The sequence below is a fragment of the Kangiella sp. HZ709 genome (assembly GCF_009674675.1).
Classification (GTDB): domain Bacteria; phylum Pseudomonadota; class Gammaproteobacteria; order Enterobacterales; family Kangiellaceae; genus Kangiella.
This window is the reverse complement of sequence record NZ_WKJC01000001.1, coordinates 684,800-711,245: the sequence shown is the minus strand read 5'-3', so window position 1 is coordinate 711,245 and position 26,446 is coordinate 684,800. Positions and strand designations below refer to the sequence as shown.

The 26,446-nt window shown below is 39.8% G+C and carries 28 protein-coding genes and 1 tRNA gene; 13 read left to right on the top strand and 16 right to left on the bottom strand.

The window, feature by feature from the left end; genetic code table 11:
• Positions 1-140: 140 nt before the first annotated feature.
• The 3 genes from GJS41_RS03190 to GJS41_RS03180 all read left to right on the top strand — a co-directional run bounded on the left by GJS41_RS03190 (position 141) and on the right by GJS41_RS03180 (position 2,999).
• Entirely contained in the window at positions 141-1,652 is a 1,512-nt protein-coding gene (locus GJS41_RS03190) for a heparinase II/III family protein (protein WP_195758325.1), read from the top strand.
• Between the two features lies 1 nt (position 1,653).
• The gene (locus GJS41_RS03185; protein WP_370515609.1) at positions 1,654-2,874 is read left to right on the top strand and encodes a glycosyltransferase family 4 protein; all 1,221 of its coding nucleotides are present in this window, start codon (positions 1,654-1,656) and stop codon (positions 2,872-2,874) included.
• Positions 2,875-2,922: 48 nt separating this feature from the next.
• Positions 2,923-2,999 (top strand) — tRNA-Val (locus tag GJS41_RS03180).
• A 60-nt stretch (positions 3,000-3,059) separates the two neighbouring features.
• On the opposite strand, the gene GJS41_RS03175 is transcribed toward GJS41_RS03180, so the two are convergent.
• The 8 genes from GJS41_RS03175 to rsxA all read right to left on the bottom strand — a co-directional run bounded on the left by GJS41_RS03175 (position 3,060) and on the right by rsxA (position 9,148).
• A complete protein-coding gene (locus tag GJS41_RS03175) occupies positions 3,060-3,254 on the bottom strand; it encodes a hypothetical protein (RefSeq protein WP_154245877.1) in 195 nt (64 codons plus the stop codon).
• A gap of 109 nt (positions 3,255-3,363) precedes the next feature.
• Positions 3,364-3,999, bottom strand: a complete 636-nt coding sequence (nth, locus tag GJS41_RS03170; protein ID WP_154245876.1) for an endonuclease III — start codon at positions 3,997-3,999, stop codon at positions 3,364-3,366.
• Entirely contained in the window at positions 3,992-4,693 is a 702-nt protein-coding gene (locus GJS41_RS03165) for an electron transport complex subunit E (protein WP_154245875.1), read from the bottom strand. The genes nth and GJS41_RS03165 overlap by 8 nt, the downstream gene beginning before the upstream one ends.
• The gene (gene rsxG / locus GJS41_RS03160) at positions 4,690-5,349 is read right to left on the bottom strand and encodes an electron transport complex subunit RsxG (RefSeq protein ID WP_195758324.1); all 660 of its coding nucleotides are present in this window, start codon (positions 5,347-5,349) and stop codon (positions 4,690-4,692) included. Before rsxG ends, GJS41_RS03165 begins: the two co-directional genes overlap by 4 nt.
• Positions 5,342-6,406, bottom strand: a complete 1,065-nt coding sequence (gene rsxD, locus GJS41_RS03155; RefSeq protein WP_370515608.1) for an electron transport complex subunit RsxD — start codon at positions 6,404-6,406, stop codon at positions 5,342-5,344. The genes rsxG and rsxD overlap by 8 nt, the downstream gene beginning before the upstream one ends.
• The gene (rsxC, locus tag GJS41_RS03150; RefSeq protein ID WP_154245874.1) at positions 6,403-7,998 is read right to left on the bottom strand and encodes an electron transport complex subunit RsxC; all 1,596 of its coding nucleotides are present in this window, start codon (positions 7,996-7,998) and stop codon (positions 6,403-6,405) included. Before rsxC ends, rsxD begins: the two co-directional genes overlap by 4 nt.
• Positions 7,998-8,558, bottom strand: a complete 561-nt coding sequence (gene rsxB, locus GJS41_RS03145; RefSeq protein ID WP_370515607.1) for an electron transport complex subunit RsxB — start codon at positions 8,556-8,558, stop codon at positions 7,998-8,000. Before rsxB ends, rsxC begins: the two co-directional genes overlap by 1 nt.
• 8 nt (positions 8,559-8,566) lie before the next feature.
• On the bottom strand, positions 8,567-9,148 hold the full coding sequence (gene rsxA, locus GJS41_RS03140; RefSeq protein WP_154245873.1) for an electron transport complex subunit RsxA: 582 nt from the start codon (positions 9,146-9,148) through the stop codon (positions 8,567-8,569).
• A 199-nt stretch (positions 9,149-9,347) separates the two neighbouring features.
• Between rsxA and GJS41_RS03135 the strand changes: the two genes are divergently transcribed.
• Genes GJS41_RS03135 through GJS41_RS03120 form a run of 4 tightly spaced genes read left to right on the top strand, consistent with a single transcriptional unit; the run spans position 9,348 to position 14,028 of the window.
• Positions 9,348-11,057, top strand: coding sequence for a bifunctional sulfate adenylyltransferase/adenylylsulfate kinase (locus GJS41_RS03135; RefSeq protein WP_154245872.1), 1,710 nt, complete (start codon positions 9,348-9,350; stop codon positions 11,055-11,057).
• Positions 11,057-12,769 carry a gamma-glutamyltransferase gene (gene ggt / locus GJS41_RS03130; RefSeq protein ID WP_154245871.1) on the top strand — a complete coding sequence of 571 codons (1,713 nt, stop codon included), beginning with the start codon at positions 11,057-11,059 and terminating at the stop codon, positions 12,767-12,769. The genes GJS41_RS03135 and ggt overlap by 1 nt, the downstream gene beginning before the upstream one ends.
• Entirely contained in the window at positions 12,769-13,452 is a 684-nt protein-coding gene (locus GJS41_RS03125; protein ID WP_154245870.1) for a HupE/UreJ family protein, read from the top strand. The genes ggt and GJS41_RS03125 overlap by 1 nt, the downstream gene beginning before the upstream one ends.
• A gap of 12 nt (positions 13,453-13,464) precedes the next feature.
• Complete coding sequence (locus GJS41_RS03120) at positions 13,465-14,028, top strand: hypothetical protein (protein WP_154245869.1); 564 nt, start codon at positions 13,465-13,467, stop codon at positions 14,026-14,028.
• On the opposite strand, the gene GJS41_RS03115 is transcribed toward GJS41_RS03120, so the two are convergent.
• Both GJS41_RS03115 and metG read right to left on the bottom strand, forming a co-directional pair.
• Positions 14,025-14,510, bottom strand: coding sequence for a hypothetical protein (locus GJS41_RS03115; RefSeq protein ID WP_154245868.1), 486 nt, complete (start codon positions 14,508-14,510; stop codon positions 14,025-14,027). The two genes, GJS41_RS03120 and GJS41_RS03115, sit on opposite strands and share 4 nt — an antisense overlap.
• Before the next feature lie 30 nt (positions 14,511-14,540).
• Positions 14,541-16,577, bottom strand: a complete 2,037-nt coding sequence (gene metG / locus GJS41_RS03110; protein WP_154245867.1) for a methionine--tRNA ligase — start codon at positions 16,575-16,577, stop codon at positions 14,541-14,543.
• Positions 16,578-16,751: 174 nt separating this feature from the next.
• On the opposite strand from metG, the gene apbC reads away from it, so the two are divergent.
• From apbC to dcd, 3 genes are read left to right on the top strand one after another with little or no spacing between them, the layout of a single operon-like run.
• Positions 16,752-17,840, top strand: a complete 1,089-nt coding sequence (gene apbC, locus GJS41_RS03105) for an iron-sulfur cluster carrier protein ApbC (protein ID WP_154245866.1) — start codon at positions 16,752-16,754, stop codon at positions 17,838-17,840.
• 7 nt (positions 17,841-17,847) lie between these two features.
• Positions 17,848-18,159 carry a hypothetical protein gene (locus tag GJS41_RS03100; RefSeq protein WP_154245865.1) on the top strand — a complete coding sequence of 104 codons (312 nt, stop codon included), beginning with the start codon at positions 17,848-17,850 and terminating at the stop codon, positions 18,157-18,159.
• A 40-nt stretch (positions 18,160-18,199) separates the two neighbouring features.
• A complete protein-coding gene (dcd, locus tag GJS41_RS03095) occupies positions 18,200-18,766 on the top strand; it encodes a dCTP deaminase (protein WP_154245864.1) in 567 nt (188 codons plus the stop codon).
• A gap of 87 nt (positions 18,767-18,853) precedes the next feature.
• On the opposite strand, the gene GJS41_RS03090 is transcribed toward dcd, so the two are convergent.
• The 4 genes from GJS41_RS03090 to GJS41_RS03075 form a co-directional block, all read right to left on the bottom strand.
• Positions 18,854-19,582: a DUF3108 domain-containing protein gene (locus GJS41_RS03090; protein WP_195758323.1), complete on the bottom strand. Its 729-nt coding sequence runs from the start codon at positions 19,580-19,582 to the stop codon at positions 18,854-18,856.
• Positions 19,566-20,213 (bottom strand): phosphoribosylglycinamide formyltransferase, encoded by a 648-nt coding sequence (gene purN, locus GJS41_RS03085; protein WP_154245862.1) that lies wholly within the window; start codon positions 20,211-20,213, stop codon positions 19,566-19,568. The genes GJS41_RS03090 and purN overlap by 17 nt, the downstream gene beginning before the upstream one ends.
• Before the next feature lie 32 nt (positions 20,214-20,245).
• Positions 20,246-21,283 (bottom strand): phosphoribosylformylglycinamidine cyclo-ligase, encoded by a 1,038-nt coding sequence (gene purM, locus GJS41_RS03080; protein ID WP_154245861.1) that lies wholly within the window; start codon positions 21,281-21,283, stop codon positions 20,246-20,248.
• A 188-nt stretch (positions 21,284-21,471) separates the two neighbouring features.
• Positions 21,472-22,146 (bottom strand): OmpA family protein, encoded by a 675-nt coding sequence (locus GJS41_RS03075; protein WP_154245860.1) that lies wholly within the window; start codon positions 22,144-22,146, stop codon positions 21,472-21,474.
• A gap of 238 nt (positions 22,147-22,384) precedes the next feature.
• On the opposite strand from GJS41_RS03075, the gene GJS41_RS03070 reads away from it, so the two are divergent.
• From GJS41_RS03070 to hda, 3 genes are read left to right on the top strand one after another with little or no spacing between them, the layout of a single operon-like run.
• Positions 22,385-23,467, top strand: a complete 1,083-nt coding sequence (locus tag GJS41_RS03070) for a DUF2066 domain-containing protein (RefSeq protein WP_154245859.1) — start codon at positions 22,385-22,387, stop codon at positions 23,465-23,467.
• A gap of 34 nt (positions 23,468-23,501) precedes the next feature.
• Complete coding sequence (locus tag GJS41_RS03065) at positions 23,502-24,071, top strand: CDP-alcohol phosphatidyltransferase family protein (RefSeq protein ID WP_154245858.1); 570 nt, start codon at positions 23,502-23,504, stop codon at positions 24,069-24,071.
• Between the two features lie 3 nt (positions 24,072-24,074).
• Positions 24,075-24,770: a DnaA regulatory inactivator Hda gene (gene hda, locus GJS41_RS03060; RefSeq protein ID WP_154245857.1), complete on the top strand. Its 696-nt coding sequence runs from the start codon at positions 24,075-24,077 to the stop codon at positions 24,768-24,770.
• 15 nt (positions 24,771-24,785) lie between these two features.
• On the opposite strand, the gene GJS41_RS03055 is transcribed toward hda, so the two are convergent.
• Positions 24,786-25,145: a carboxymuconolactone decarboxylase family protein gene (locus GJS41_RS03055; RefSeq protein WP_154245856.1), complete on the bottom strand. Its 360-nt coding sequence runs from the start codon at positions 25,143-25,145 to the stop codon at positions 24,786-24,788.
• 112 nt (positions 25,146-25,257) lie between these two features.
• Positions 25,258-26,421 carry a bifunctional chorismate mutase/prephenate dehydratase gene (locus GJS41_RS03050; RefSeq protein WP_154245855.1) on the bottom strand — a complete coding sequence of 388 codons (1,164 nt, stop codon included), beginning with the start codon at positions 26,419-26,421 and terminating at the stop codon, positions 25,258-25,260.
• Positions 26,422-26,446: the final 25 nt, after the last annotated feature.

Sequence of the window (26,446 nt, the reverse complement as noted above, 5' to 3'; positions counted from 1 at the left end):
GCTTGACTCCCTATATTTTTATGCATAAGTTTTTATTACTATTGAATACTCTTAAGTATTTGAAATGGCAGCAACTTTATCACCGAATATTGCGAAAGTTTAGCAAGCCTAAAGTTACTGATCTTTTTTCGATAAGGGACATGACCCAAGCTAAGCAATGGATACATGTAGGATTGTACGAAGAAAAAATCAATCATAATTTTGAGGCAACTTTTTTAAATAAAACAAAAAAGCTGCAACTGCCTAGAGATTGGAACAATGAAAGCCCAAGCAAACTATGGGTTTATAACCTTCATTATTTTGAAGATTTGCTAGCAGTAAACGGCCTAGAAAAGAATCAATTTCATATAGAGTTGTTGCAGCGCTGGATTGCCGAAAACCCTACAGGTTTTGGCAATGGTTGGGAGCCTTACCCTACTTCATTACGTGTGGCTAATATATTAAAAGCTTGGTTGGCTGGACTGCCGCTAGATAGCAATATTTTTAAAAGCGTTTTTGAACAGGCGAGCTATTTGTCGAATGACTTAGAAAAGCATTTATTAGGAAACCACTATTTTGTAAACCTTAAAGCCCTTCTTTTCGCAGGCGTTGTTTTGGATAACCAGAGATGGCTAAAAATTGCTGAGGAGGGACTAATTGCTGAAATACCCGAGCAAATTCTAGAGGATGGAGCAAACTTTGAGCTGAGCCCGATGTATCACTCTCTCATACTTGTTGATATGTTAGATATGTATAATTTATATCAATCTTATCCTGCTAAAATCAGCCCAAAAATTCTATATCTTTTAGAGTTGTATATTCCTAAAATGCTTCAGTTTATGGAATTGATGAAGCACCCTGATGAAGAAGTTTCCTTTTTTAATGATTCAGCTAATGCTATTGCCCCATGCATTGAGCGAATAAAAGTCTATGCCAACAAATTGGGTTTTAAATGTAAATCTCTAGATATCAATCAATTAAATCATGTAGATAGTAAAAAAAGCGGTTATATGGTTGCTACCAATAATGGGGCTAAAGTTATTTTTGATGCTGCCAATGTAGGTCCAGATTATATTCCTGGTCATGCTCACGCGGATACCTTGTCTTTCGAGTTGTCAATCGGTAAAGAGCGTGTGTTTGTGAATACTGGTACCTCGGAATACGGCTTAAGTTCAAACCGACTTTTACAGCGTAAAACTTGCTCGCATAATACTGTGGAAGTTAATGGCGAGGACTCTTCGCAAGTATGGAGTGGCTTTCGTGTTGCAAAGCGAGCAAGGGTATCCAATAGAAAAGCATATAGTAAAGAAGGGGCTATAGTCTTCGAGGCTTCTCATAATGGCTATAAGTCGATTTTTTCTGGTTGCTTTCATAAAAGAGGACTTATTTTAAACCCGAATGGACTAACTGTTTTTGACGAGCTTGATGGAGCATTTAATAACGCTGTGGCTAGATTTTTTATACACCCTAGGTTGGATGTGTCTTTAGAAGATAACAAACTACTAATAATTGGCGATAGATTTCAGTTAGAGTGTGACGTATCTAAAACAAAGGCTCTTTTGAAAAGCGCGTTCTGGTCACCCGAATTTGGACAATCGATTGAGAATAAAGTACTAGAGGTTGAATTTACAAGTCCAAAGTCAGAAATTAATTTTTGTTGGGTATTAAAGTAAAGTGCATATATTATTTTTGACCGATAACTTTCCTCCTGAGGGTAATGCCCCAGCAAGTCGGACTTATGAGCATGTAAGAGAGTGGGTAAAGGAAGGGCATAAAGTAACCGTGATTACTTGTGCTCCTAATTTTCCTGATGGAAAAGTATTTCCACAGTATAAAAACAAATGGTTATCAAAAGAGTCAATAGAAGGTATAGAAATATGGCGAGTAAAAACCTATATCACTGCAAATGAAGGCTTTTTAAAGCGCACTCTTGACTTCGTTTCTTTTATGATAAGTAGCTTTTTCTTTGGGTTGTTTAGTAAAAAAATTGATATTGTCGTGGGTACTTCGCCACAATTTTTTACTGTGATTTCTGCTTGGGCTTTGGCTAAGTTCAAGCGCGTCCCTTTTGTTTTCGAGTTAAGGGATATTTGGCCAGCCTCGATAACTGCCGTTGGGGCTATGAAAAAAAGTAAGGTAATAAACATTCTAGAAAGAATAGAAATGTTTTTATATCGTCAAGCAGACGCTATTATTTCAGTAACTCATAGCTTTAAATCTGAATTAATCGAAAGGGGAGTTGATATTGATAAAATTCATGTTGTCTTAAATGGCGTTGATTTAGCACAATATTCTCCTAGAAAAATAAAAGACCCTATATTTGCTAAAGAGTTTAACTTAGAAGGTAAGTTTGTCGCTGGGTATGTTGGTACTCATGGGCTAGCCCATGCTTTAGATAAGTTAGTTGATGCTGCAAGTTTACTGAAAGATCGAGATGATATTCGCGTACTATTTGCAGGCGGTGGAGCTGATAGACCTCGTATTGAGCAATTAGTCGCTGAAAGCCAGTTAAATAATATCGTTATGATACCTCGTCAGCCAAAGGATCTTATGCCAAAACTCTGGAGCTTATGTGATGCCTCTATAATAAGCTTGAAAGATACTCCTCTTTTTAAAACTGTGATTCCCTCTAAAATATTTGAATCTATGGGAATGGGTTTGCCAATGATAATAGCTGCTCCTCCTGGAGAGGCTACGGAAATTGTTCAAAAGGCAAACTCTGGATTAGTAGTCGCTGCTGAAAATGAAATTCAGATTGCTGACGCTATTACCACTTTGGCTAATGACAATGAATCCTATGCTATATTTGAGAGTGCTTCATATGAGTCGGCAAAGCAATATGATCGTAAGGTGCTTGCTTCAAAAATGATTAAAATTCTTGAGAAATTAGTATAAGAATATTGTGAAAAAAAGTATTTATGCTAGAATCACGACCTCAAATATAGTCGCGTAGCTCAGCTGGTTAGAGCACCACCTTGACATGGTGGGGGTCGGTGATTCGAATTCACTCGCGACTACCAGATATAAAAAATGCCGCTTTTTAGCGGCATTTTTTATATCTGTATAGTTAACATGGCAATTTATTCAGCTTTACACGTATAACCTTCTAACGATACAGATTTAACTCGATCACTGCCGCCACATACATCTACTGCAGTGCGTGTATTCTCATGAATTGTATCGGCGTTGCTACCTTTATCTACGTGGAAGCTACATCCAGAACTTAATGCTGTAATGAAAATAGCTGCTACTGCTTTTACCTTAATATTGTTCATTGTTTAATCTCTTTATATTTTCTATTAAATGGGGTGAAAGTCTCTGTAACCTTTCAAAGAGTATATTAAATGAATGTTTCTTAATGATGACGTAATAGTAACAATTTATTTAGTCTATATTTTTATTTTTAAACTCACATAAATCTTCAATTATGCAGGAGCCACACCTAGGCTTACGAGCTATGCAGGTGTACCGTCCATGTAGAATTAGCCAGTGGTGAGCATCTAATAAGAATTCTTTTGGAACAAATTTCAAAAGGGCATCTTCAACTTTTCGAACAGTTTTGCCTGGTGCAATTTTTGTTCTATTTGAAACTCTATCTATGTGAGTATCAACGGCCATGGCAACTTGCCTAAAGGCTGTATTCAATACTACATTGGCAGTTTTCCTACCCACACCTGCCAATGCGACTAGCTCTTCTCGTGTGTCCGGAACAGTAGAGTTATGTTTTTCAATCAAGTCTTTACAGCATGAAATAACATTTTTAGCTTTGCTATTAAACAGTCCGATGGTTTTTATATATTCTTTTAACCCGTCTTCTCCTAGCGAATAGATTGTTTCTGGAGTGTTTGCCACCGGAAACAATTTTCGAGTAGCTTTATTAACTCCAACATCTGTGGCCTGCGCTGATAAGATGACGGCAATTAATAATTCAAAAGTTGAGCTGTACTCTAGTTCCGTTTCAGGGTTTGGGTTTTGTGTTCTTAGACGTTCAAAAATTTCTTGTCGTTTTTGTTTATTCATTGAGTAAAACCTCAGAAGCCTGCTCTACTGACTGCTGCTTTGAAGCCTTTTTGGTTTTTTCTGACTTAGCATCAATGCTATTTTTCCAGGCAATAATTAAACCTAAAAAGACAAAAGCCCCCGGCGGTAGTATGGCGAATAAGAACTTAGAGTCTGTTAGGTAAAAGGATAGGGTTAAGTTCTTTGCCCATTCGCCAAATAATTGCTCTGCACCATAAAATAGTGTGCCTTGTCCTACCAATTCTCGAGCAACGCCTAGTAGACACAATACCGCTGTGAACCCTAGCCCTTGCATCAGTCCATCTAGTAGTGAAGGGAGAAATTTATTCTTCGAGGCAAATGATTCTGCGCGTCCAATGATTGCACAGTTGGTCACGATCAAGGGAATGAAAATACCTAAGGTTAAAAATAAGTCATAGGTATAGGCATTCATTAATAGACTGATGTTAGTCACAAAACTAGCGATCATCATGACGAAAATAGGGATGCGGATTTCTTTTGGGATAAAGTTTCTGATTAATGATACTGAACCGTTAGAGCCTGCCAGAACCATAGTCGTTGCGATGCCGAGTCCCAAGCCATTAATAAAGGTATTACTGACTGCTAGGAGAGGGCATAGACCTAGTAATTGAACTAGTGCCGGGTTATTTGACCATAAACCATTTTTGATGATTTGTTGTGACTCTGGAATCATTTGCTATCCTTTGAATTACAACTTTGTTGCTGATTAAAAAGCCAGCTTTTATTCTCTTGGTAAAATTCAAGAGTCTTTGCAATTTGATTCACAACTGCTCTTGGGGTAATGGTTGCTCCGGTGAAGGCGTCGAATTGACCGCCGTCTTTTGCTACCTTCCACTGTGATATCGATGTATTACCAAGAGATAAACCATTAAAAGAAGTTATCCAGTCACTTTTTGAGATATCAATTTTATCACCAAGTCCGGGAGTTTCTTTGTGGGCGGTCACTCTTACTCCTGCAATGGAGCCATCGTAAAAAACACCCACCACCATTTTTATTTTTCCGCTATAGCCGTTAGGTGCGATAGACTCCAGTATAATGGCAACAGGTCGTGAATCTTTGCGCATTCTATAAGCCATCAAGGGCTCGCTTGAGCCAAGTAATTCGCTTCCTGGTATCAATATACAGTCATGATAGACATCGTTATCATATTGCGTTGCGTCAACCAGTTCGTTCAGAGTTCTTGCCAGAGCCGATTTCATCTCGCCAGCAATCGTATCTTTAGTGATGGAATAGGTGGTTGCTATCAACCCGACGCAAACAGTTGCAAACACAGCTAGGATGAAGCCATTTTGAGTTATCATTTTACCCAGTAAACTAGAGTTACTCATTGGACACTCCTTTTGTTTTGGTATGTCCATAAGTTCTAGGTTGGGTGTAGTAGTCGAGCATCGGTACCGTCATATTCATCAGCAAAACTGCAAAAGCGATAGCGTCAGGATAGCCGCCAAATGTGCGGATCAAGACCGTGATGACTCCGATGCCTAAACCGAATAGCCAGCGACCTTTTTTTGTGGTCGAAGCGGTAACTGGATCGGTTGCTATAAAGAAAGCGCCCATCATAGTTGCACCAGCAAACCAGTGAAATGCAGGGCTAAGATAAGCGTCAGGATTAAGCACATTTAAAATCAAGCTCATGCTTAAGATGCCTAGCAAGACACCAGCTGGGATCTGCCAAGCAGCCACCTTCCTGAATAATAAGATGACACCGCCAAATAAAAATCCCAAGTTGACCCACTGCCAGCCGATGCCCGATAATCCCGTCATCATTTCATGGACTTTGATTTCTTGAATTCTGTATCCTTGGGATAACTCTGTTTTCACATGGTCAAGAGGCGTTGCCATAGTAAAACCATCAACCCCTTGCCGAATAAAGTTGATGTCATAGCCTTGGCTGCTAGTGCCGGTAAATATATATGAAAAAGTATCGGCGAGGCTTAAACTTTGCCCAGCTAATTCTGTAGGTGGTATCCAAGCAGTCATCTCAACTGGAAAAGAGATTAATAGTAAAACGTAAGCTACCATTGCTGGATTAAATAGGTTATTTCCTAAGCCACCGTAAACCTGTTTGGCGAAAACAATTGCAAAAGAGGTTCCTAAGATTGTCATCCACCAAGGAAGTAGTGGCGGCAGTGCTAAGCCTATTAACCAAGCAGTTAACAATGCGCTACCATCGATTAAAGTCGCGCTAACTGGACGTTTTCGAATGCGTAATATTATAGCCTCTGTCGCTAAAGCCGTTATAGAAGCAATGCTAATATTGATTAAGACTCCAATGCCAAAAAAGTAAATTAACGCGGCAAGTCCTGGTAATGATGCGACAATAACCCAGAGCATTACAGCAGTGACTGAGTTTGGCTTTTTAGCAAAAGGTGAAGATAAGATCACGCCTTTGGCTCCTTGGTTTTATCTGCCTGATGAGAATTACTAGCTTCATGATTGGCTTCTTTCTTTGCTTGAACTCTAGCCAAAGCTGCGGCTACTGCAGCTTTTTTCGCATCAGCTTGCCCAGAGGCTTCAGCCGCTTTACGTCTTGCCTCCGCAGCTTTGCGATGCTTCTCAGCTTTTTCAAGTTTAACTCTTTCAATTCTATCTAAACGCGCTTCATGACGTTCGCGGGCATTATCAGCTTTTATTTTTTCTACCCGATTATTACGAATATTGGACTTTGCGTAGCGATAAAACTGTACTAAAGGAATATCGCTAGGACAGACGTAAGCACAGGCGCCACACTCAATACAGTCGAATAAGTTATACTCTTCAGTTTTATCAAATTCGTCTGCTTTTGCGTGCCAATAAAGCTGTTGTGGTAACAGTGAAGCAGGGCATGCGTTCATGCATTCGCCACAGCGAATACAGGGCAAAGAGGTTTGCTCGGGTTTTAATTCATTGCTATCAGCCATGATAATGCAATTAGTAGCTTTGACTATACCTGCATTAATGGACTGAATTTCAAAACCCATCATGGGGCCGCCCATAATTAGTTTTTGGCTCTTTAGGGTTTGCGTGCTTTCTAACAAATGTTTTATTGGGGTACCAATCGGGATTCGATAATTTCCCGGTTTACCGCAAGCCTTACCAGTAAGAGTCACCACTCGATCAGTAATCGGTTTGTCTTGGATAATAGCTTCATAGATAGCAAAACAAGTCGCGACATTATGCATCACTAAGCCTAGGTCGGCGGGTAACTTACCATGGGTAACTTCTTTGCCAGCAATTAATTGAATTAATTGTTTTTCTCCACCACTCGGGTACTTAGTCGGGACTACGGCAATATCAAAGGTCATCCTTAGTTTTGTTCGTGCAGCTTTTAGCGCTTCAATAGCACTAGGCTTATTATCCTCTATGCCTACTATGATGTTTAAATCTTTATAAAGATGCGAGATAATTTGCGCGCCTTTTAAAACTTCATCAGTATTATCTTGTAGTAAGCGATCGTCACAGCTTATATAGGGTTCGCATTCTGCCGCATTGATAATCAAGGTGTCGATGCCATCTTCACGTTGTAGTTTGATATGACTAGGAAAAGAAGCGCCGCCTAAGCCAACAATTCCTGATTCAAATATTCTGGCTAGGATTTGTTTTCTACATAAGGCTGTGAAGTCTTCGGCTGGGCTTAATTCAACCCACCGCTCATCGCCATCAGCGCTAAGAACTATGCACAAATCTTCTAAGCCTGAAGTGTGTGCAATCGGTCTTTTTTCAATAGCAATGATTTTGCCAGAGGTTGGGGCATGTTGATAACTGCTAAAAATACCATCACTTTTTGCAATTAATTGACCCTTTAAAACTTGCTCGCCAACTGCTACGCAAGGAATCGATCGGTTACCGGCTTGCCCTTTTAAGTTGATAACCAGTTCTTTGGCTAAGGGCAGCTTTGCTATTGGTGATCGGTTAGAAAGCTGTTTATTTTCTTGAGGGTGTATCCCACCAGGAAACTCAAAAATGGGTATTTCAGAAGGATAACTAGAACGCTCCATTAGCTTACCTCCTTGAAATTGATGTCTAACTCAGGTTGCTGCCATTTCCAAGTAGAGATGGTTTGCGGGACTTCCAGCATATCAATACAATCGACAGGGCAAGGCTCAACACAAAGATCGCAACCAGTACACTCATCGACAATTACGGTATGCATGAGCTTGGGTGCGCCTAATATGGCATCGACGGGACAAGCTTGGATACACTTGGTGCAGCCGATACATTCATCTTCACGAATATAGGCTATTCGAGGAGGCTTTTCTTCACCACGTTCTTCATCCAGCGGGATAGCTTCACGCCCAAGCAGATCAGCTAATGCTTTTACTCCCGCTTCACCACCTGGTGGACATTTATTGATTTCATCACCATTTGCGATGGCTTCGGCATAGGGTTTACAGCCAGGGTAGCCGCATTGACCGCACTGCGTTTGCGGTAGAACATCATTGATCTGATCAACGATTGGATCACCTTCAACTTTGAACTTCACTGCTGCAAAGCCTAATACCGCGCCAAAAATTAGAGCTAATACGGCAAACACAATAATGGCAGTTATTAAATCCACTTACCCACCTACAACTTAACCAAGCCAGTGAAGCCCATAAAAGCAAGCGACATTAAACCCGCAGTGATCATTGCGATGGCTGAGCCTTTAAATGGCATGGGTACATCTGCCGCAGCTAGGCGCTCGCGCATGGCGGCAAACAGAATTAAAACCAAAGAAAAGCCAACTGCAGCGCCGAAACCATAAATAATCGATTCAATGAAATTATGGCTTTCATTGACGTTTAGCAGCGCAACACCAAGAACTGCACAGTTGGTTGTGATTAATGGCAAAAAAATTCCAAGAAGGCGATACAGAATTGGGCTCGTTTTATGAATAATCATTTCAGTTAATTGAACCATCACGGCGATAACCAAAATAAAGGAAAGTGTTTGTAAATACTCTAGTTCAAGGGGGATTAAAATATAGGTATTGACGATATAGCTTGAAGCAGAGGCTAGGGTAAGCACGAAAGTCGTGGCGACGGACATTCCTATGGCGGTCTCAAGCTTGCCGGATACGCCCATAAAAGGACATAACCCTAGAAACTTCACCAGCACAAAATTATTGACCAAAACAGTGCCAATAAAAAGTAATAGGTATTCGCTCATTGAAATCTAATCATTTGTTTTTAATCGATTTTTTGTGGACTTTCTGAATTAAATGAAAGCCACAAATGATAGTCGCTATTATGCTTGATAGGGCTTTGTGAAACAACCTGTTATAAGAGCTTTAACTTGCTTAAATTATCATTACTTTAGACACATAAATACTGGTAAGATACTTTTGTCTTTAAAGAATATTATAATTATGAGTCATTTAAATCTTCCTTATCAAAATGAGTTGGTTAATCTAATTGATGTTAACCAGAAGCATTATCTAAAAAAGCAATCCGCAAACTTACTGGACTGGGACTTAACAGCAAGACAAGTCTGCGATTTGGAATTGCTATTGAATGGAGCATTTTCTCCCTTACAAGGCTTTATGTCAGAAGCTGATTATCTAAGTGTCGTAACTAATATGGCTCTTTCTAATGGAGTTTTATGGCCATTACCTATTTGCTTGGATATTACTGATGAGTTTGCCAAAAAAATTACGTTAGGGGACTCGATAGCATTGCGCGATCCTGAAGGTGTAGTGCTGGCTATTTTGGAGATTAATAGTAAGTGGATGCCTGACAAAGAGGTTGAAGCGCAAAAAGTTTTTGGAACGACGGATGAGGTTCACCCTGCGGTGGATTATTTGTTTAACAAAGCCGGTGACTGGTATCTTGGTGGTCACATTAAAGGCATCGAATTACCAACTCACTATGATTATAAAGCGCTTAGAGATACACCAAAACAATTACGAGATAAATTTGAAAAAGTAGGATGGCAAAACATCGTTGCATTTCAAACTCGCAATCCGCTACATAAAGCACACCAAGAGTTAACCTTTAGAGCTGCTAAAGATGCTCAAGCAAATCTATTGATTCACCCTGTGGTAGGCATGACTAAACCTGGTGATATCGACCATTACTCTAGAGTACGTTGTTATGAGCATGTATTGAAATACTATCCTGAACAAACTACGGCTTTGAGTCTGTTGCCGATGGCAATGAGAATGGCTGGCCCTCGTGAAGCACTTTTGCATGCAATAATCCGTAAAAATTATGGCTGTAGCCATATTATTATCGGACGCGATCATGCTGGACCAGGGAAAAATTCTGAAGGAAAAGACTTTTACGGGCCATATGATGCGCAAGAGTTATTTAAAAAGCACCAATCCGAATTGGGTATAAAGATGATACCGTTTCAAAAGGTTTCTTATGTTCCTGAGAAAAGTGAATATCTGCCTTCCAATGAAATTTCTCCTGAAATGGCCACAGAGGATATTTCTGGTACAGAATTGAAAAGAAGGTTGCGTCAGGGATTGGAAATACCAACTTGGTTTTCTTACCCTGAAGTAATAAAGGAGCTCAGAAAAACAAAACCGGCAAGACATAAACAAGGGTTTACAGTTTTTTTTACAGGGCTTTCTGGTTCTGGAAAATCTACCATTGCTAATGCCTTATTGGTGAAGCTTCTTGAAATGGGTGATAGGCCTGTAACTTTATTGGATGGCGATATTGTTAGGAAAAATCTTTCTAGTGAGCTGGGTTTCTCTAAAGAGCACAGAAATTTGAATATCGAAAGAATTGGATTTGTTGCTTCTGAAATCACCAAAAATCGCGGTATTGCAATTTGTGCACCGATTGCACCTTATGAAAAAACTCGCAGACAGGTCAGAGAATTGATCAATGGTTATGGAGGCTACATAGAAGTCTTCGTGAATACACCTTTAGAAGAATGTGAACGTAGGGATCGAAAGGGACTTTATGCTAAAGCCCGAGCTGGAATTATTAAAGAGTTTACAGGCATAAGTGACCCATATGAAATTCCAGATGAGCCAGAATTAGTGATCCCGACCTTAGAAACCAGTCCTGATAATGCTGCCCATAAGGTCATTTTGAAACTCGAACAGCTAGGATATATCAAATAATGAAAAAAATTATTTTTAGTATCTTTTGTGTGCTACCAATGCTTGCCATAGGAGCAGAACAGCAAACCCCAAGTATTATTGATTATAAGTCTATCCATCACCCTTTAGTTGCGGAAAATGGTATGGTCGTCTCCCAACAATACATTGCCAGTAGGGTGGGCCGAGATATTTTACAGCAAGGTGGTAATGCGATTGATGCAGCAGTGGCTACTGGCTTAGCCTTGGCGGTGGTGCTCCCTCGCGCTGGTAACCTTGGTGGTGGTGGCTTTATGCTGGTTTACCTGAAAGATAAAAAAGAATATATCGCCATTGATTATCGTGAGATGGCGCCTGCAAAAGCTCATCGTAATTTATTTTTAGATGCTGACGGTAATGTGGATAATCGTAAAGCTCGTTTTAGTCATTTATCAGCGGGTGTTCCAGGGACTGTGGCCGGTCTAGATTTAGCTCTGCAAGAATATGGAACTATGAGTTGGGAGCAAGTTATTGCTCCAGCTATTAAATTGGCCGAAGAAGGTTTTGAAGTAAGCTGGGATCTTGCTCGTAACCTGCAAAGAAGAGATTCACGTTTGCAATCTCCAGCCACACGCAAGGCATTTTATAAAGCTGATGGCGGCTATTATCATAAAGGTGAAATTTTTAAACAACCTGATCTAGCTTGGTCTTTAAAGCAGCTAAAAAAACATGGCAAAAAAGCATTCTATGAAGGTGAGATCGCTAAACGCTTAGTCGCTGATATGGAGAGTAATGGTGGCATAATTAGTATGCAAGATTTAGTAGCCTATAAGCCAAAAGTTAGAGCTGCGGTTAAAGGAACTTATCGAGGCTATGAAATTTTCACCATGCCGCCGCCAAGCTCAGGCGGAATCCATTTAGTGCAGATGTTGAATATCTTAGAGAATTTTCCTGTAACGGAATTAGGCTCTAACACAGCAGACGAAATTCATCTTTTGTCTGAAGTAATGAAGCTGGCTTATGCTGATAGAAGTAAACATTTAGGTGATACAGATTTTTTTCCAGTGCCAACCGACTGGTTGCTCAGTAAAAAATACGCCAAGCAATTAGCTGCAAAAGTAAACCTTAAAAAGGCAACGCCGTCGGCAGAAATCGAAGCTGGTTCTGTACCAGTTTATGAAAGCCCTGATACGACTCACTATTCTGTGGTGGATAAGTGGGGTAATGCGGTATCTAATACTTATACGTTAAACTTTTCTTACGGCTCCGGCATCGTAGCTGAGGGTACTGGTATTTTGTTAAACAACGAGATGGATGACTTCTCAGCGAAACCCGGAACTCCAAATGCTTATGGCTTGATTGGTGGAGAAGCTAACTCAATTCAAGCCAATAAGAGGCCGCTAAGTTCCATGACACCAACCATGCTTTTGAAAGATGGTGAACTAAAGCTGGTCACAGGTAGTCCTGGCGGCAGCAGGATTATCACGACTGTATTGCAATTAATTGTGAACTTTATTGATCATGATATGAATGTTGCAGAAGCTACTCATACAGCTCGAATCCATCACCAATGGTTACCCGATGTGTTGTTTGTAGAACCTAGTATTAATCAAGACACGATAAAGTTGCTTGAAACAAAAGGTCATAAGATAAGGCAGTCGAGCACAATGGGCTCCACTCAATCGATACAAGTAGAGGATTATATTTATGGTTCGCCTGATCCTCGCAGACCGAATGCTAAAGCTGAAGGCTATTGATGTTAAAAATATTCAAAACACTTTGTGTTTTACTGTTATTGATATCATCTTTAGATGTTCTAGCCCATGGAGTTGACGATAACACGCAAAAGTTTTTAAGTGATCTAGATGGGCCTGCAATTATCCCTTTATTTTATATTGGCGCAAAGCATATGGTTACTGGTTACGATCATTTGCTTTTTTTATTTGGAGTGATTTTCTTTTTATTTAAGCCTAAAGACATACTGCTCTACGTTACGTTTTTTACAATCGGCCACAGCGTAACTTTGATCTTTGGTGTTCTTTTTAAGATACAAGTAAATGCTTATCTTATCGATGCTATTATAGGGTTATCGATTGTTTATAAAGCTTTTGAAAATTTAGGTGGATTTAAAACACTATTTTCAGTTCAACCTAATACTAAAGTTGCAGTTTTAATTTTTGGACTCTTTCACGGATTTGGATTAGCAACCAAGCTGCAAGAATTTTCTTTGCCAGAAAATGGATTGCTGAGTAATTTACTGGCTTTCAATGTTGGCGTTGAATTTGGTCAGTTTTTTGCATTGGCTTTTATTTTAATTGCCATTAGTTATTGGCGACAATTTAGCTCTTTTCAACGCTGGTCAAACTTTTCGAATACTCTCTTAATGAGCTTTGGGTTTATGCTCGTGGGCTTTCAATTAACCGGCTACGTTATTAATTAATTTAGGTTTAGTATGACACAAGACACTACAGATACTTTATCCCGAAAAGGCTTATTAAAGGCTATTATAATAGCTATAATGCTTTCTATTGTTTTGCTTGTTACGATGATACTGCCAGCTGAATACAACATTGATCCTTTAGGAATTGGAAAGCGGCTAGGCCTGACAGAGTTAGCCGATATAGGTGAACCAAGTACAGTTTCCAATGCCAATAAACAAAAAGCTAACAATCAAGAGGGGGACCAAACCGGTTTTCAGTCTAATGAAATCAGGTTAGAGGTTGATCCGGGCAGTGGCTTGGAATATAAATTTTATTTAGAACAGTATCAATCATTGACTTACCAGTGGACAGTTAACCAAGGCGAAATTTATTTTGATTTCCATGGCGAACCAGCCAATGATGATAGCGGTTATTTTGAAAGTTATACGATAGCTTCAGCAAGTCAATCAGAAGGAACTATTACAGTCCCTTTCGCCGGTACTCATGGTTGGTATTTCAAAAACAATGGTGAGCGAAAAATTGTAATTACTCTTAAAACTCAAGGGGTTTATCAATTAAGAGGATTAGTAAACTAATCTTTTTTCGAATCGTCTATGGTTGGCTCTATAGGAGTTGCCATTACAGCGTCTAAGTTGGTCGGCTTTTCCACTTTTGGACTCTTCAATTTTTTTATTAATATCCATACGGCTATTCCAATAGCAAAGATGGTAGCCCAAACGATACTTAGCGTTTTAATACTATCAATAAATTCTGTTTTATAGCCGTCAAACAAATTAACTACAGCATTAAGAATTAATGGAGAGTAACTAGCGACTCCTTCAGCTGGATGGGCAGGAGTTAGCGCACCAGCAAAGATGGTCGAAGCCATAAACCATTTAATGACAAAGTGCCACTTGCGAATAAGGTACCAAATAATAGCAACCATTAAAAAAGTTAGGCCTATGTAGAGCGCCCAAGTAAGACCATAATTAGGAATCTGGGTGACTAGCTCTTGAGTCACTTCATTACTTCCAGCGGTTTGCACTGGTGCAGTTTGTAGTGGGGTAGTTGCTGTCATATGTTCTCTTTTAACTCTTTTTATTTATAGTTATTTAACACGCATACCAGGTTGAGCGCCATCTTCAGGATTTAAAATCCATAATTCTTTGCCACCCGGACCTGCCGCTAAAACCATACCTTCAGACATGCCAAACTTCATTTTTCTAGGAGCTAAATTTGCCACCATAACAGTTAACTTGCCTTCTAAATCTTCAGGGCTATATGCTGATTTAATGCCCGCAAATACTTGCTTAGTAACGCCTTCGCCCAAATCTAGTAATAATTTAAGCAGTTTATCGGCGCCTTCAACATGTTCAGCTTTAGCAATTTTAGCAATTCGCAAATCAATTTTATCGAAATCGCCAAATTGAATTTCATCTTTAATCGGATCAGATAATTTTGATTTAGAGGGTTGTTCAACTTCAGCCTCTAAATCTTCTTTAGAGTTTTCAACCATCTTCTCTACAGACTTCATTTCAATGCGCTGCATCATTGGCTTGAATTTATTGATTTCATAATCGGTTAAAACTTCTTGCGCACTATCCCAGTTCATATTGTCTAATTGCAAGAAGTCTTGCACTTTATCTGCTAGTGCCGGCAAAACAGGGTTTAAGTAAGTCACAAGCACTTTAAATAGGTTAATACCCAAACTACAGACTAAATGTGCTTCGGCTTTAGTGGCTTCATTTTTAACAAGTTTCCATGGCTCTTTTTCAGCAATATAAGCGTTAGCTTTATCTGCAAGCGCCATGATCAATTTGATAGCTTTACCGAAGTCACGAGCTTCATAATGTTTGGCAATTTGTTCCGAGGAATCTGTGAACTCTTTAAGCAATGCTGGCTCAATGGTTTCTGAGCTGAGTTTGCTATCAAATTGTTTCGTGATAAAACCAGAACAACGACTCGCGATATTGACGAGTTTGCCTACTAAGTCAGAGTTTACTCTTTGCGCAAAGTCTTCAAGATTTAGATCAAAGTCATCAATCTTGCTGGATAATTTAGCGGCATAATAATAACGAAGATACTCAGGATTCAGGTGCTCTAGATAAGTTTTAGCTTTAATAAAAGTGCCTTTTGATTTAGACATCTTTTGACCATTAACCGTCACAAACCCATGAGCCCAAACCGCGGTAGGGGTTCTATAGCCCGCGCCTTTTAAAACCGAAGGCCAGAATAGAGTATGGAAGTAAATAATATCTTTTCCAATGAAGTGATAAATCTCAGCATCAGAGCCTTGTTGCCAATAGTCATCAAAGTTTAAACCATCTGTTTTATCACAGAGGTTTTTAAAACTCGCCATATAACCAATCGGCGCATCTAACCAAACGTAGAAATATTTTCCTTCTTCACCTGGGATTTCCCAACCGAAATAGGGCGCATCGCGCGAAATATCCCATTGGCGTAAATCATCTAACCACTCGTTCATCTTATTTTGGACTTCAGATTGAACATGTCCATCGCTAGAGAGCCACTCTCGTAAAAAGGACTCAAAGCCTTTTAAGTCGAAAAAGAAGTGCTCTGACTCTTTTAGTACTGGAGTTGCGCCGGATACTGCCGATTTAGGATTTTTCAAATCCGTTGGGTTATAGGTTGCTCCACAATTATCGCAATTATCACCATACTGATTTTCTGAATCACATTTTGGGCAAGTGCCTTTAACGAAACGATCCGGCAAGAACATGTTTTTTTCAGGATCATACAGCTGATTGATTGTTTTAGAGCTAATATGACCATTTTCTTTAAGCTTCAGGTAAATGCCTTGAGTTAATTCTTTCGATTCAGAACTATGAGTAGAGTGAAAGTTATCAAACTCAATTAATGCCCCTGCAAAATCACGCTCATGGTTGGCTTGTTGCTCAGCAATAAAGTCTTCAGGTGTTTTACCTTCTTTTTGTGCGCGCAACATGACTGGCGTTCCATGGGTGTCATCGGCACAAACATAATAGCACTCATGCCCACGTGACTTTTGAAACCTTACCCAAATATCGGTTTGAACATACTCAAGTAAATGCCCAATATGGATATCGCCATTGGCATAGGGTAGAGCGCTGGTCACAAGGATTTTCCGTTGATTTTGTGTGGTCATATTCTGAGCTTTATTAGCGATTTAGCTTTTATGAGTGCAATAGCGGCAAATATACTGGTTTTTGCTATTTTTTTCATTAATTAATTGGTGAAATACTGTAAAGCAACTTGGTTTTCAAGGGCAAAAGACTTAGACTTTGTGCCATCAAGCGATAATTATTTCCCATAAAGTTTAATGGTCGAGCAAACACAAATTTCCGAGCAACTACATAATTTCAAATCCGAGCTTTTTGGTTATATTCATATCCAGCCGAAAAATATTCGAACAATCGAAATTAAAGATAACTCTGTAACGATAGAGCTGCGTTTTGGCTTTCCCCTAGGTGCTTATGAGAGTTTGTTACTCGATGAAATCTCAACCTATCTAGCTGATACAAGTGACCAATTAGACTATAAATTGACCTGTAGCATTAATATTGATGCTCACTCGCATCCTGCTAAAGTACAAGCAATGCCGAGTGTAAAAAACATTATCGCAGTAGCTTCTGGCAAGGGCGGTGTAGGCAAATCAACCACTAGCGTGAATCTTGCTTTGGCATTAAAAAATTTAGGCGCGACAGTTGGGATCCTTGATGCGGACATTTATGGCCCTAGTATGCCTATTATGCTTGGTGCTCAAGGAAAGCACCCTGAATCAACAGATAAGAAAACCATCTATCCTGTTGAAGCTCATGGTGTTCAATCCATGTCGATTGGGTATTTAGTAAAACCTGAGCAAGCGATGGTTTGGCGTGGGCCTATGGCATCCGGCGCCTTGCAACAGCTAGTCAATGATACGCAATGGCAAGATTTAGACTATTTGATTGTCGACTTGCCGCCGGGTACAGGTGACATTCAATTGACTATGGCGCAGAAAATACCAGTTACGGCTGCCGTAGTTGTTACAACGCCGCAAGATATTGCATTAGCGGATGCTCGCAAGGCTGTTAGCATGTTTAACAAAGTTTCGGTGCCAGTGTTAGGCGTAGTTGAAAATATGGCAATGCACACTTGTACCAATTGCCAGCATGAAGAGCATATTTTTGGAGCTGGTGGCGGCGAAAAACTAGCGAATGAAATTGGTGTTGAACTGTTGGGAAGTTTGCCATTGGCATTAGCGATACGCAAAGATACTGATGAGGGACAGCCTAGTTTAGTTAAAGACTCAGAAAGTGAAATATCTAATAAATACAAAAAGATAGCCTTGAAACTTACAGCAAAACTTTCATTGCAAGAAAAAGAGTTTAGAGCGGATTTCCCGACGATAACTATAGAAAACAGCTAGTCATTCAATGAATAAAACATTAAAGGTATTTTATTGGACTTTATTCTTTGCCATGATTTTTATTACAGGCTTTATTGGGATCTATTATTATTTGGATGATGCACAGCGTAAAACGGCAATGTTTTGTGAAAGATTTGAAATTGGCGCATCAATAGGAATGATTGAGGCGGAAGGGCAAAAATTTGAAAGTGGTTTTGTGATGAATAAAGAGCAAACTTCGGCAGGACTATATTTAAGCAGCGGAGTGATGACATTTGCCGGCTGTGATTTGAAATTTAAAAATAGCAAGCTAATCTCTAAAGAGCATTGGGTAGATTAAGCAAGATAATAAATTATGAAAAATAACATGAGAATTAAACATGAGCATTAAATCAGATAAGTGGATCCGTCGTATGTCGGAAAATGAGGGCATGATTGAGCCGTTTGAACCAGGTCAAGTTCGCCACCAAAATGATCAACGTATCGTTTCTTATGGTACTTCAAGTTATGGCTACGATGTTCGCTGCTCAAATGAGTTTAAGATTTTTACCAATGTTCATTCGAGTGTGGTAGATCCAAAAAACTTTGATGAGAATAGTTTTGTTGATGTTCAATCGGATGTTTGCATTATTCCCCCCAACTCTTTTGCCCTAGCTAGAACGGTTGAATACTTTCGAATTCCACGCTCGGTGCTAACGGTTTGTTTGGGTAAGTCCACATACGCTCGCTGTGGGATTATTGTAAATGTGACGCCTCTTGAGCCAGAGTGGGAAGGGCATGTGACTCTGGAGTTTTCAAATACCACGCCTTTACCAGCAAAAATATATGCTAATGAAGGTGTTGCGCAAATGTTGTTTTTTGAATCGGATGAAATCTGTGAGACTTCGTACGGTGACCGTGGCGGTAAGTATCAAGGGCAAACTGGTGTAACTTTACCAAAGACATAAAACATTTTATAAGTACATAAAAAAGCCTGCTATTGCAGGCTTTTTAGTGATTACTAAAAACCACTTTTATCTGTAGCGGTATTAGGGTTACCACTTGCTAATGACTAGTTTCGCTTCTTCTTTTCCCTCTTTTATGCGTTGAATTTGCACTGGCAACATACTTTTTTCTAACGCAAACCAATAATTGGTTTGGCGCTTTCCACCTTTTTCGTTCAATTGAATTTTGGCTGTTTCGATGTCACCAATTTTAGTTTTAAGCGTTTCTTGTCCAATCACTTGAAATTGATGTGTTCTCAAACCGCCTCGATAACTGATAACAATCGGCTTTAAAGGTTTTTGTGCCATTAACTGGCTGCGTAATGAGATCAGTTGAGTTAGCTGATCTAGTACGCCATCTTGTAAAACCAACTCCCAGTTTTTATCTTTATAGGAACCGGTTTCATGCCCTGTTTGCCAGTCAAACTGTTGCAGCAAGTTTGAATCCTTAAAGGAGCTGTCAGCCAGTCTTTGGTATTGAACAGGAAAAATTTTACCATCGATAAAATCAAAGCGGCTGGTTTCTTGGCGTTTATCTTTGAAGAAGTAATACTTGATCTTTGATTGCATGGCGATTTGCCATTGACCATTATTCAACTGGACTAAGCTTTGCGAGGCGTTACCAACTTTATCGCCTTTGGCTATTACGTCATATTCAATATTATAAGGTTGCATTGCTAGTTCTTGTACTGTTTCGGCCGCAATCAGTTTTGGGATACCGAATAATAAAATCAGTAAGCCGACTTGAACCCAAATAAGACGTTTATAAAACCTTGCCATCGAATACTGCTCGAGCTGCTGCTGAGTCTTCTGAGAGTTTGAAGGTGAGTTTTTCGGCACAGAACCAAGCCACCACTTCTGGGTAAAGCTGGTGCTCTTGCTGCTGGATTTTTTCCACCAATGTTTGTTCAGTATCATTTTCATCAACCTTTACTCGCCTCTGGGCAATAATTGGACCACCGTCTAATTCTGCTGTTACAAAATGAACGCTGGTGCCATGTTCTTTATCGCCATTCTCTAATACCTGCCGGTGGGTATGTAATCCCTTATATTTCGGCAATAGAGAAGGGTGTATGTTGATGATTTTGCCAAGGTAATGCTGAACCAAGTCTGAACTAAGAATTCTCATAAACCCGGCAAGAATCACCAGATCGGGTTGATAAGCATCAATGGTTTTAACCAACTCGGCTTCAAAACCAGCTTTATCGTTAAATTCTGTATGATCAACACAAACCGCATCGATATTGGCCATTTCTGCTCGTTCAAGTCCATAAACATTGGGTTTATTAGAAATAACAGCTTTGATTTTACCATTAAAAAGCCTTTGCGACTGCGCATCGATAAGGGCTTGAAGGTTGGAGCCATTGCCGGAAATTAGGACGACAATGGACTTTTCAGATACAGATATCATGTTTGTTTTAAGTTAACCTAAACAAACGAGAATTAAAGAATGACTTGCTCTTCATCACCATCTCGGTTGGCAATTTCACCAACGCGATAAACGGTTTCGCCCAAAGTTTCCAATAGATCTTTGGCATTGTTAGCGTTTTCTGCAGAAACGACCAAAATCATGCCAATACCGCAGTTGAAAGTACGGTACATTTCTAAGCGATCCACATTACCTTTTTCTTGCAACCATTCGAAGACTTTTGGCATTTTCCAAGCATTAGTATCAACAATGGCTTTACTGGTCTTTGGCATCACGCGAGGCAAGTTTTCTTGTAAACCGCCGCCAGTAATGTGCGAAATAGCTTTGACTTCTACTTCTTTGAATAGGCGTAGTAATGGTTTTACATAAATGCGAGTAGGCTCTAATAAGGTTTCACCTAGAGTTTTACCATTTTCAAATTCGCGATTAACGTCTTCGCCGGAGACTTCTAAAATCTTACGAATCAGCGAATAGCCATTTGAATGAGGGCCAGACGAAGCTAAACCTAACAATACGTCGCCAGATTTCACCTTGCTACCATCGATGATTTTCTTTTTATCGACGATGCCTACGCAAAAACCAGCCAAGTCATAATCGTCACCTTCGTACATGCCAGGCATTTCTGCAGTTTCACCGCCAATTAGGGCACAGCCAGATTGTACGCAGCCTTCACCAATGCCTGCAACGACATCCGCAGCCACATCCACATCTAATTTGCCGGTAGCATAGTAATCGAGGAAGAATAGTGGTTCAGCACCTTGCACTATCAAATCATTAACGCACATGGCGACTAAGTCGATACCAACGGTATCATGTTTCTTCATGTTCAAGGCTAAGCGTAATTTGGTACCTACGCCATCGGTGCCAGCCACTAGAGCAGGTTCTTCATAACCAGTAGGCAAATCAAATAAAGCTCCAAAACCACCGATATTACCCATCACTTCAGGGCGGTAAGTTTTCTTTGTGATCCCTTTAATACGTTCAACTAAAGCATTTCCTGCATCAATATCTACGCCAGCGTCTTTATAGCTTAAAGATTGTTTGTCACTCATTGGATTTCCATTATTTGATTGAATTGAAGGCTGAACCTCTATTGGTTGGCAATTTTACTAGAAGTTGCGGATAAGGTCGACACTAATCCCTGCGCAATTCCAATAAAAAAGAGCGCCTTAAGCGCTCTTTGAATCATCTATTAAAGATTTTAACGATCATGAAACGGTATATTGTTTTACGAATCGATTTATCCAGCCGGTTGAATCGGGATAATGGTTAACTCCACACGGCGATTTCTTGAGCGACCTGATTCGGTATCGTTAGAAGCGGCCGGGTAGGCCTCACCAAAGCCAACGCTTTTTAAGCGTTCGCCAGCAACATCTCTACTGCGTAAGTAGTTAGAAACGCTAGAGGCGCGTCTTTCAGATAGTTCTTGGTTATAACTTTCAGAGCCAGTTGAGTCGGTAAAACCTGCTACTTCTAATTTGGTATCAGTGAATTTATACAGAACCTTAGACACCGAATCTAATACAGGTAAGAAATTACCATTAATGTCATAGCGATTAGTTTCAAAGGTGATATCGCCAGGCATAATTAGATTGATTTGGTCGCCATCACGTTGAACACCAACGCCAGTACCAGCAAGCTCATCGCGCAACTCTTTTTCTTGATTATCCATATAAGCGCCAACACCTGCACCAATAGCACCACAGCCAAGTGCTGCGTTTCTGGCAGATTTGCTATTGCGAGTAGAACCAATAATGCCACAAACAACCGCGCCAATAGCGCCATACTTTACTGCTTTACTGGTTTTTTCTTCACCTGTGTAAGGATCGAGTACCGTACAACCAGAAGTTAATGAAAGGGTCACTGCTACGCTAGTTGCAATGGCTATAGGTTTTAGCTTCTTAAGGTTTTTCATGGTTTTCCTCTTTGTATTTCATTTTTTTCAAATTATAAGCAAGCAAATCTGAATTTTATCTGAACTGAATCACTGAATAGCTTATTTTAAGGTTTTCAGGAAATCACTAAAGAATTCACATTCATAATCAAAGTTTACATTAACTTATAGCAGTTACTAGCTATTTCTAGCGTCTTATTAAAAAACTGTTAGAATAACGTCATTCAATGTTTCTAAGCTAATAAATGATAGGGTCTTCATGGATAAAAGCTTGAAGTTTATATGGGTGTTTGTTGCCGGTTTATTGGTCGCTTTAGCGAGCATGCCGATTGAAGCAAAGGTGATGAAAGACTTATACACGGCCAGTTGGCCAGTAAAGGACCAAACCACAGAAGTTAGAAATCGAGCCTTAGGGAATGCGTTTGCGCAGGTGTTAGTGCGTGCTAGTGGTAACGAGAAGGTTCTTAACTCTGCTTCGATAAAAGCTAGCATTGATAATGCTTCTGATTATATGCGCCTATATAGCTATCAAAAGCTTAGTTTAGAAGAACAAAAAATCTATAGAAAACCCTTATTGTTGAAAGTTAGCTTTGAGCCTGGCGCGGTAACTAATCTATTAAAAGATTCTGCTCAACCAATATGGAATGAAAATCGTCCTTTAGGCGTTTTTTGGATTGCTAAAGACGTAAACGGTCAACGCGGTATATCTGCCGATGGACAAGACTCTGCTGCCATTGCTGTGCGTAAAGAAGCTTACCAACGGGGATTGCCTGTGATATTGCCTTTGATGGATTTAGATGATCAATCAGCCGTTTCCGCCGCTGATGTTTGGGGTAAATTTGCAGAACCAGTAAGACGTGCTTCAAGGCGTTATGATGCAGACTATATTGCGATGGGAGCTTTATCGCAAGGTCGCAATGGTTGGCAGGCTAGTTGGCGCGTAGATTTTGGTAATGATGCTATGAGCTTTACCACCAGCGGCAGCTCTAGCCAACAAGTGGTGGCGAAAATGGTGAATAGAGTTGCTGATCGTTTAGCACTAAAGTTGGCAGTGGTATTAAGTAACCAAATTGAAACGGATTACTTAAAAGTTAAAGGCTTAACTGGCATCGAAGCTTATGCAAAAGCTCAAAATATCCTAAAGAATTTGAGTATGGTGAGCTCTGTGGACGCCATTGAAGTCAAAGAAGATGAAGTGCTTTTTAGGCTAGGACTGCAATCCTCGACCCAATACTTGATTGATGCTTTGCAAATGAGTAATAATTTGCGCCGAACTGCTGCTGATCCTGATGGTGAATCGTCCATTAATCTGCAGCCCTTAGTGTATAATTGGCGCGATTAAAGATTTCGACAAAACAACATAAATATTATTAAGCATGAGTTTAAGCCTAATCCCTAACCTTATCACTATTTTAAGAGTGCTCTTAATAGCGCCTTTTATATGGTATTTACTGCGAGGAAACTATGAGTTTGCCTTAATCATATTTCTAGTAGCAGGGGCATCCGATGGCTTAGATGGACTGCTTGCCAAGCGTTTCAAGTGGCAAAGTCGATTTGGCTCAATTACAGACCCATTAGCGGATAAAATGTTGCTATTTGTTGCCTTGTTATTACTGGCGATGAAAGGACATATATCTTGGAGCCTTTTTTGGGTCGCAACCATAAGAGATATCATTATTATAAGCGGTGCGACTTGGTTCCATTTCACTTACGGCCGTTATGAAATGCGACCCTCTTTAATCTCTAAATGGAATACGGCTTTATTGATTTTGTTGGTGCTATTGATTCTAGTTAGTATGGCTTGGTATGCCATTGATGCGCAATTGTTGAGTGCACTTGAATGGGTCATTATCGTAACCTGTATTGTTAGTGGAGCTCACTATTTGTGGTTGGGCCGACAGGCCTATCTTGCAAAAAAGTCTGAACAAACAACCAATAGTATCTAGCTCATGCTACAAATTCCTTTGGACTTTGAATTAAAAGTCAACGCCACCTTTGATAATTTTATGGCAGGGGACAATGCTATCCTTTTGTCAGCTTTGCGGGCTCTATCAAAATCCAAAAACGACTTTATCTACATCCATGGAATCAAAGGTTCTGGCAAAACGCACTTACTGCAAGCGCTCGCTCATCAAGCGAGTGATTTCCAAGATTATAACTTAGCTTACTTACCGCTAGATACTGAAGGTTTGACACCTGAATTACTGAGCGGTTTTGTGGGGTTTGATTGTGTTTGTCTTGATGACATCAGCTCTATCATAGAGCAAATTAATGCACTCGATTGGCAGGAAGCTATTTTTCACTTGTATAACCAACTCAAAGATCAAAGTAAAACACTCATCATTACCGGAAATGAAGCTCCAACCGGGATTGATATACAGTTAAAGGATTTAAAGTCGCGCTTAAGTTCCATGTATATCCATGAGATAAAACCTTTATCGGATGAAGGTAAAAAGGCTTACATACAAAAAAAAGCTCAAGAAAAAGGCTTAATGCTAACGGAAGATTTGGCTGCTTACCTTTTGGTGAAAGGGCAAAGAGATCTCAATAGCCTTACCCAGTCGATCATTAAATTAGATGCTGCATCCTTGCAAGCACAACGAAAAATTACTAAGCCTTTTATTAAAGAAGTTTTAGGCTTATAGCTCTACTTTAAAAGGTTAGGATTCAGCAGCAGCTTTTTCATTGAACAAAAACTCTAGGCTTTCTTTTGCATGACGTAAATGTGGAATCACGATAGAGCCGCCGACTAATAATGCTACGCCCATGGCTTCATCAATCTCGTCACGATCCCACTCCAATTTGACCGCTTGCTCTAAGTGGTAATCAATGCAGTCGTTGCAGCGCAGAACCATTGAGGATACCAACCCTAGCAGTTCTTTAGTTTTTTTATCTAAAGCGCCTTCGCCATAAGCCGTTTTATCCAGTCCAAATAAGCGCTTAACTAAAAGACTGTTAGTGTCTAAAGCGGCTTCATTGCCAGCTAAACGCTTGGCTCTAAATTCTTCAAAAGGATGCATAATTGTAAGTGTTAAAAAAGGTTAATCGGATTGTACTGCCGATAATAATTATTGCCAATAGTCTAGGTAAACTTTATTCGTAGCTATAGGAATAGGCTATTGGCTGATAGCCTTAAGGCAACTGTTCGAGATTGGTGGCAGAAATGTCGTGCAACGGATAGCAGCCTAAAATAAGTAAGTCATGGGTCATTAACTCAAGCTCATGAATGGCTTTTTTTACCTTCATTGATTCTGAATTACCTTCAAAATCAATATAAAAACGTTCCTGCCACGGCTTGCCAATAATAGGCCGGGATTCAATTTTAGTAATGTTTATCTGGTACTGCTTGAGAATATTCAAACAATCGGCTAGTGAGCCTGCCTGTTGCTGAGTAGTAATAAGGATGCTGGTTTTTGCGGGTACCGCTTCTGGAATGCGGATTGCGGCTTTAGCTATAAGGATAAAGCGAGTAAAGTTATCTTGATAATTATTTATACCATTGGCAATAATTTGTAAGTCTGAATCCAATGCTGCTTCTTCACTAGCGATGGCAGCTAAGGACTTTTGTTTTTGTCCTTCTATGAACTTTAATGCTGAACTAGTACTATTGCGCATGTGGGCATTCAGATGGCTATATTCTGTTAAAAAATCTTTAGACTGAATGATAGCTTGAGGGTGTGAGTAAACATCAGTAATATCTTTAAGTTGAGCCCCTGCTAAACCTATTAAGCAATGCTTTACTCTTAATTTTTCTTCACCAATAACTTTCACCTCAAACTCACGGATCAAATCATGGATTTCTGGGATATTACCTGAAAAAGTATTCTCAATAGGAATGATCCCGTAGTCGCAATCACCGTTTTTTATTGCAGAGAAAATTGTTTGAAAATTATCGAAGTAATGCAGCTCATAAGAGTAGGGTTTTGTGGAAAAGTGGTTCCTCGCAGCAATAGCTGAATAGGAGGTTTTGCTTCCTAAAACAGCCAGTTTGCCATCAACTTTGAAATCAGTTTCTTGCGCCAGAAAGTAATCATATTGAGTTCGCACTGAATCATCTAAAATCTTATGAAATAAGCTGAGTGTGGTAGATGTATCGAGCCCTAGAAGTTTGGCATCGCCTAACAACCGTTTTAATAATTTCTGCTCTTGCGCTTGATCGCGAATACTCATCTTTTTACTGTATTTTTCTTCGGCGACTTGCAGACTTAAGGCCCGCCTTTGTGCAAACAAATCCAGTAAAGACTTATCCAGTTTACCGATAGCTTCTCTGAGCATTAATAGTTGTTGATTATCCATAAGAAGTAAAAAGCGCTTAAATGAT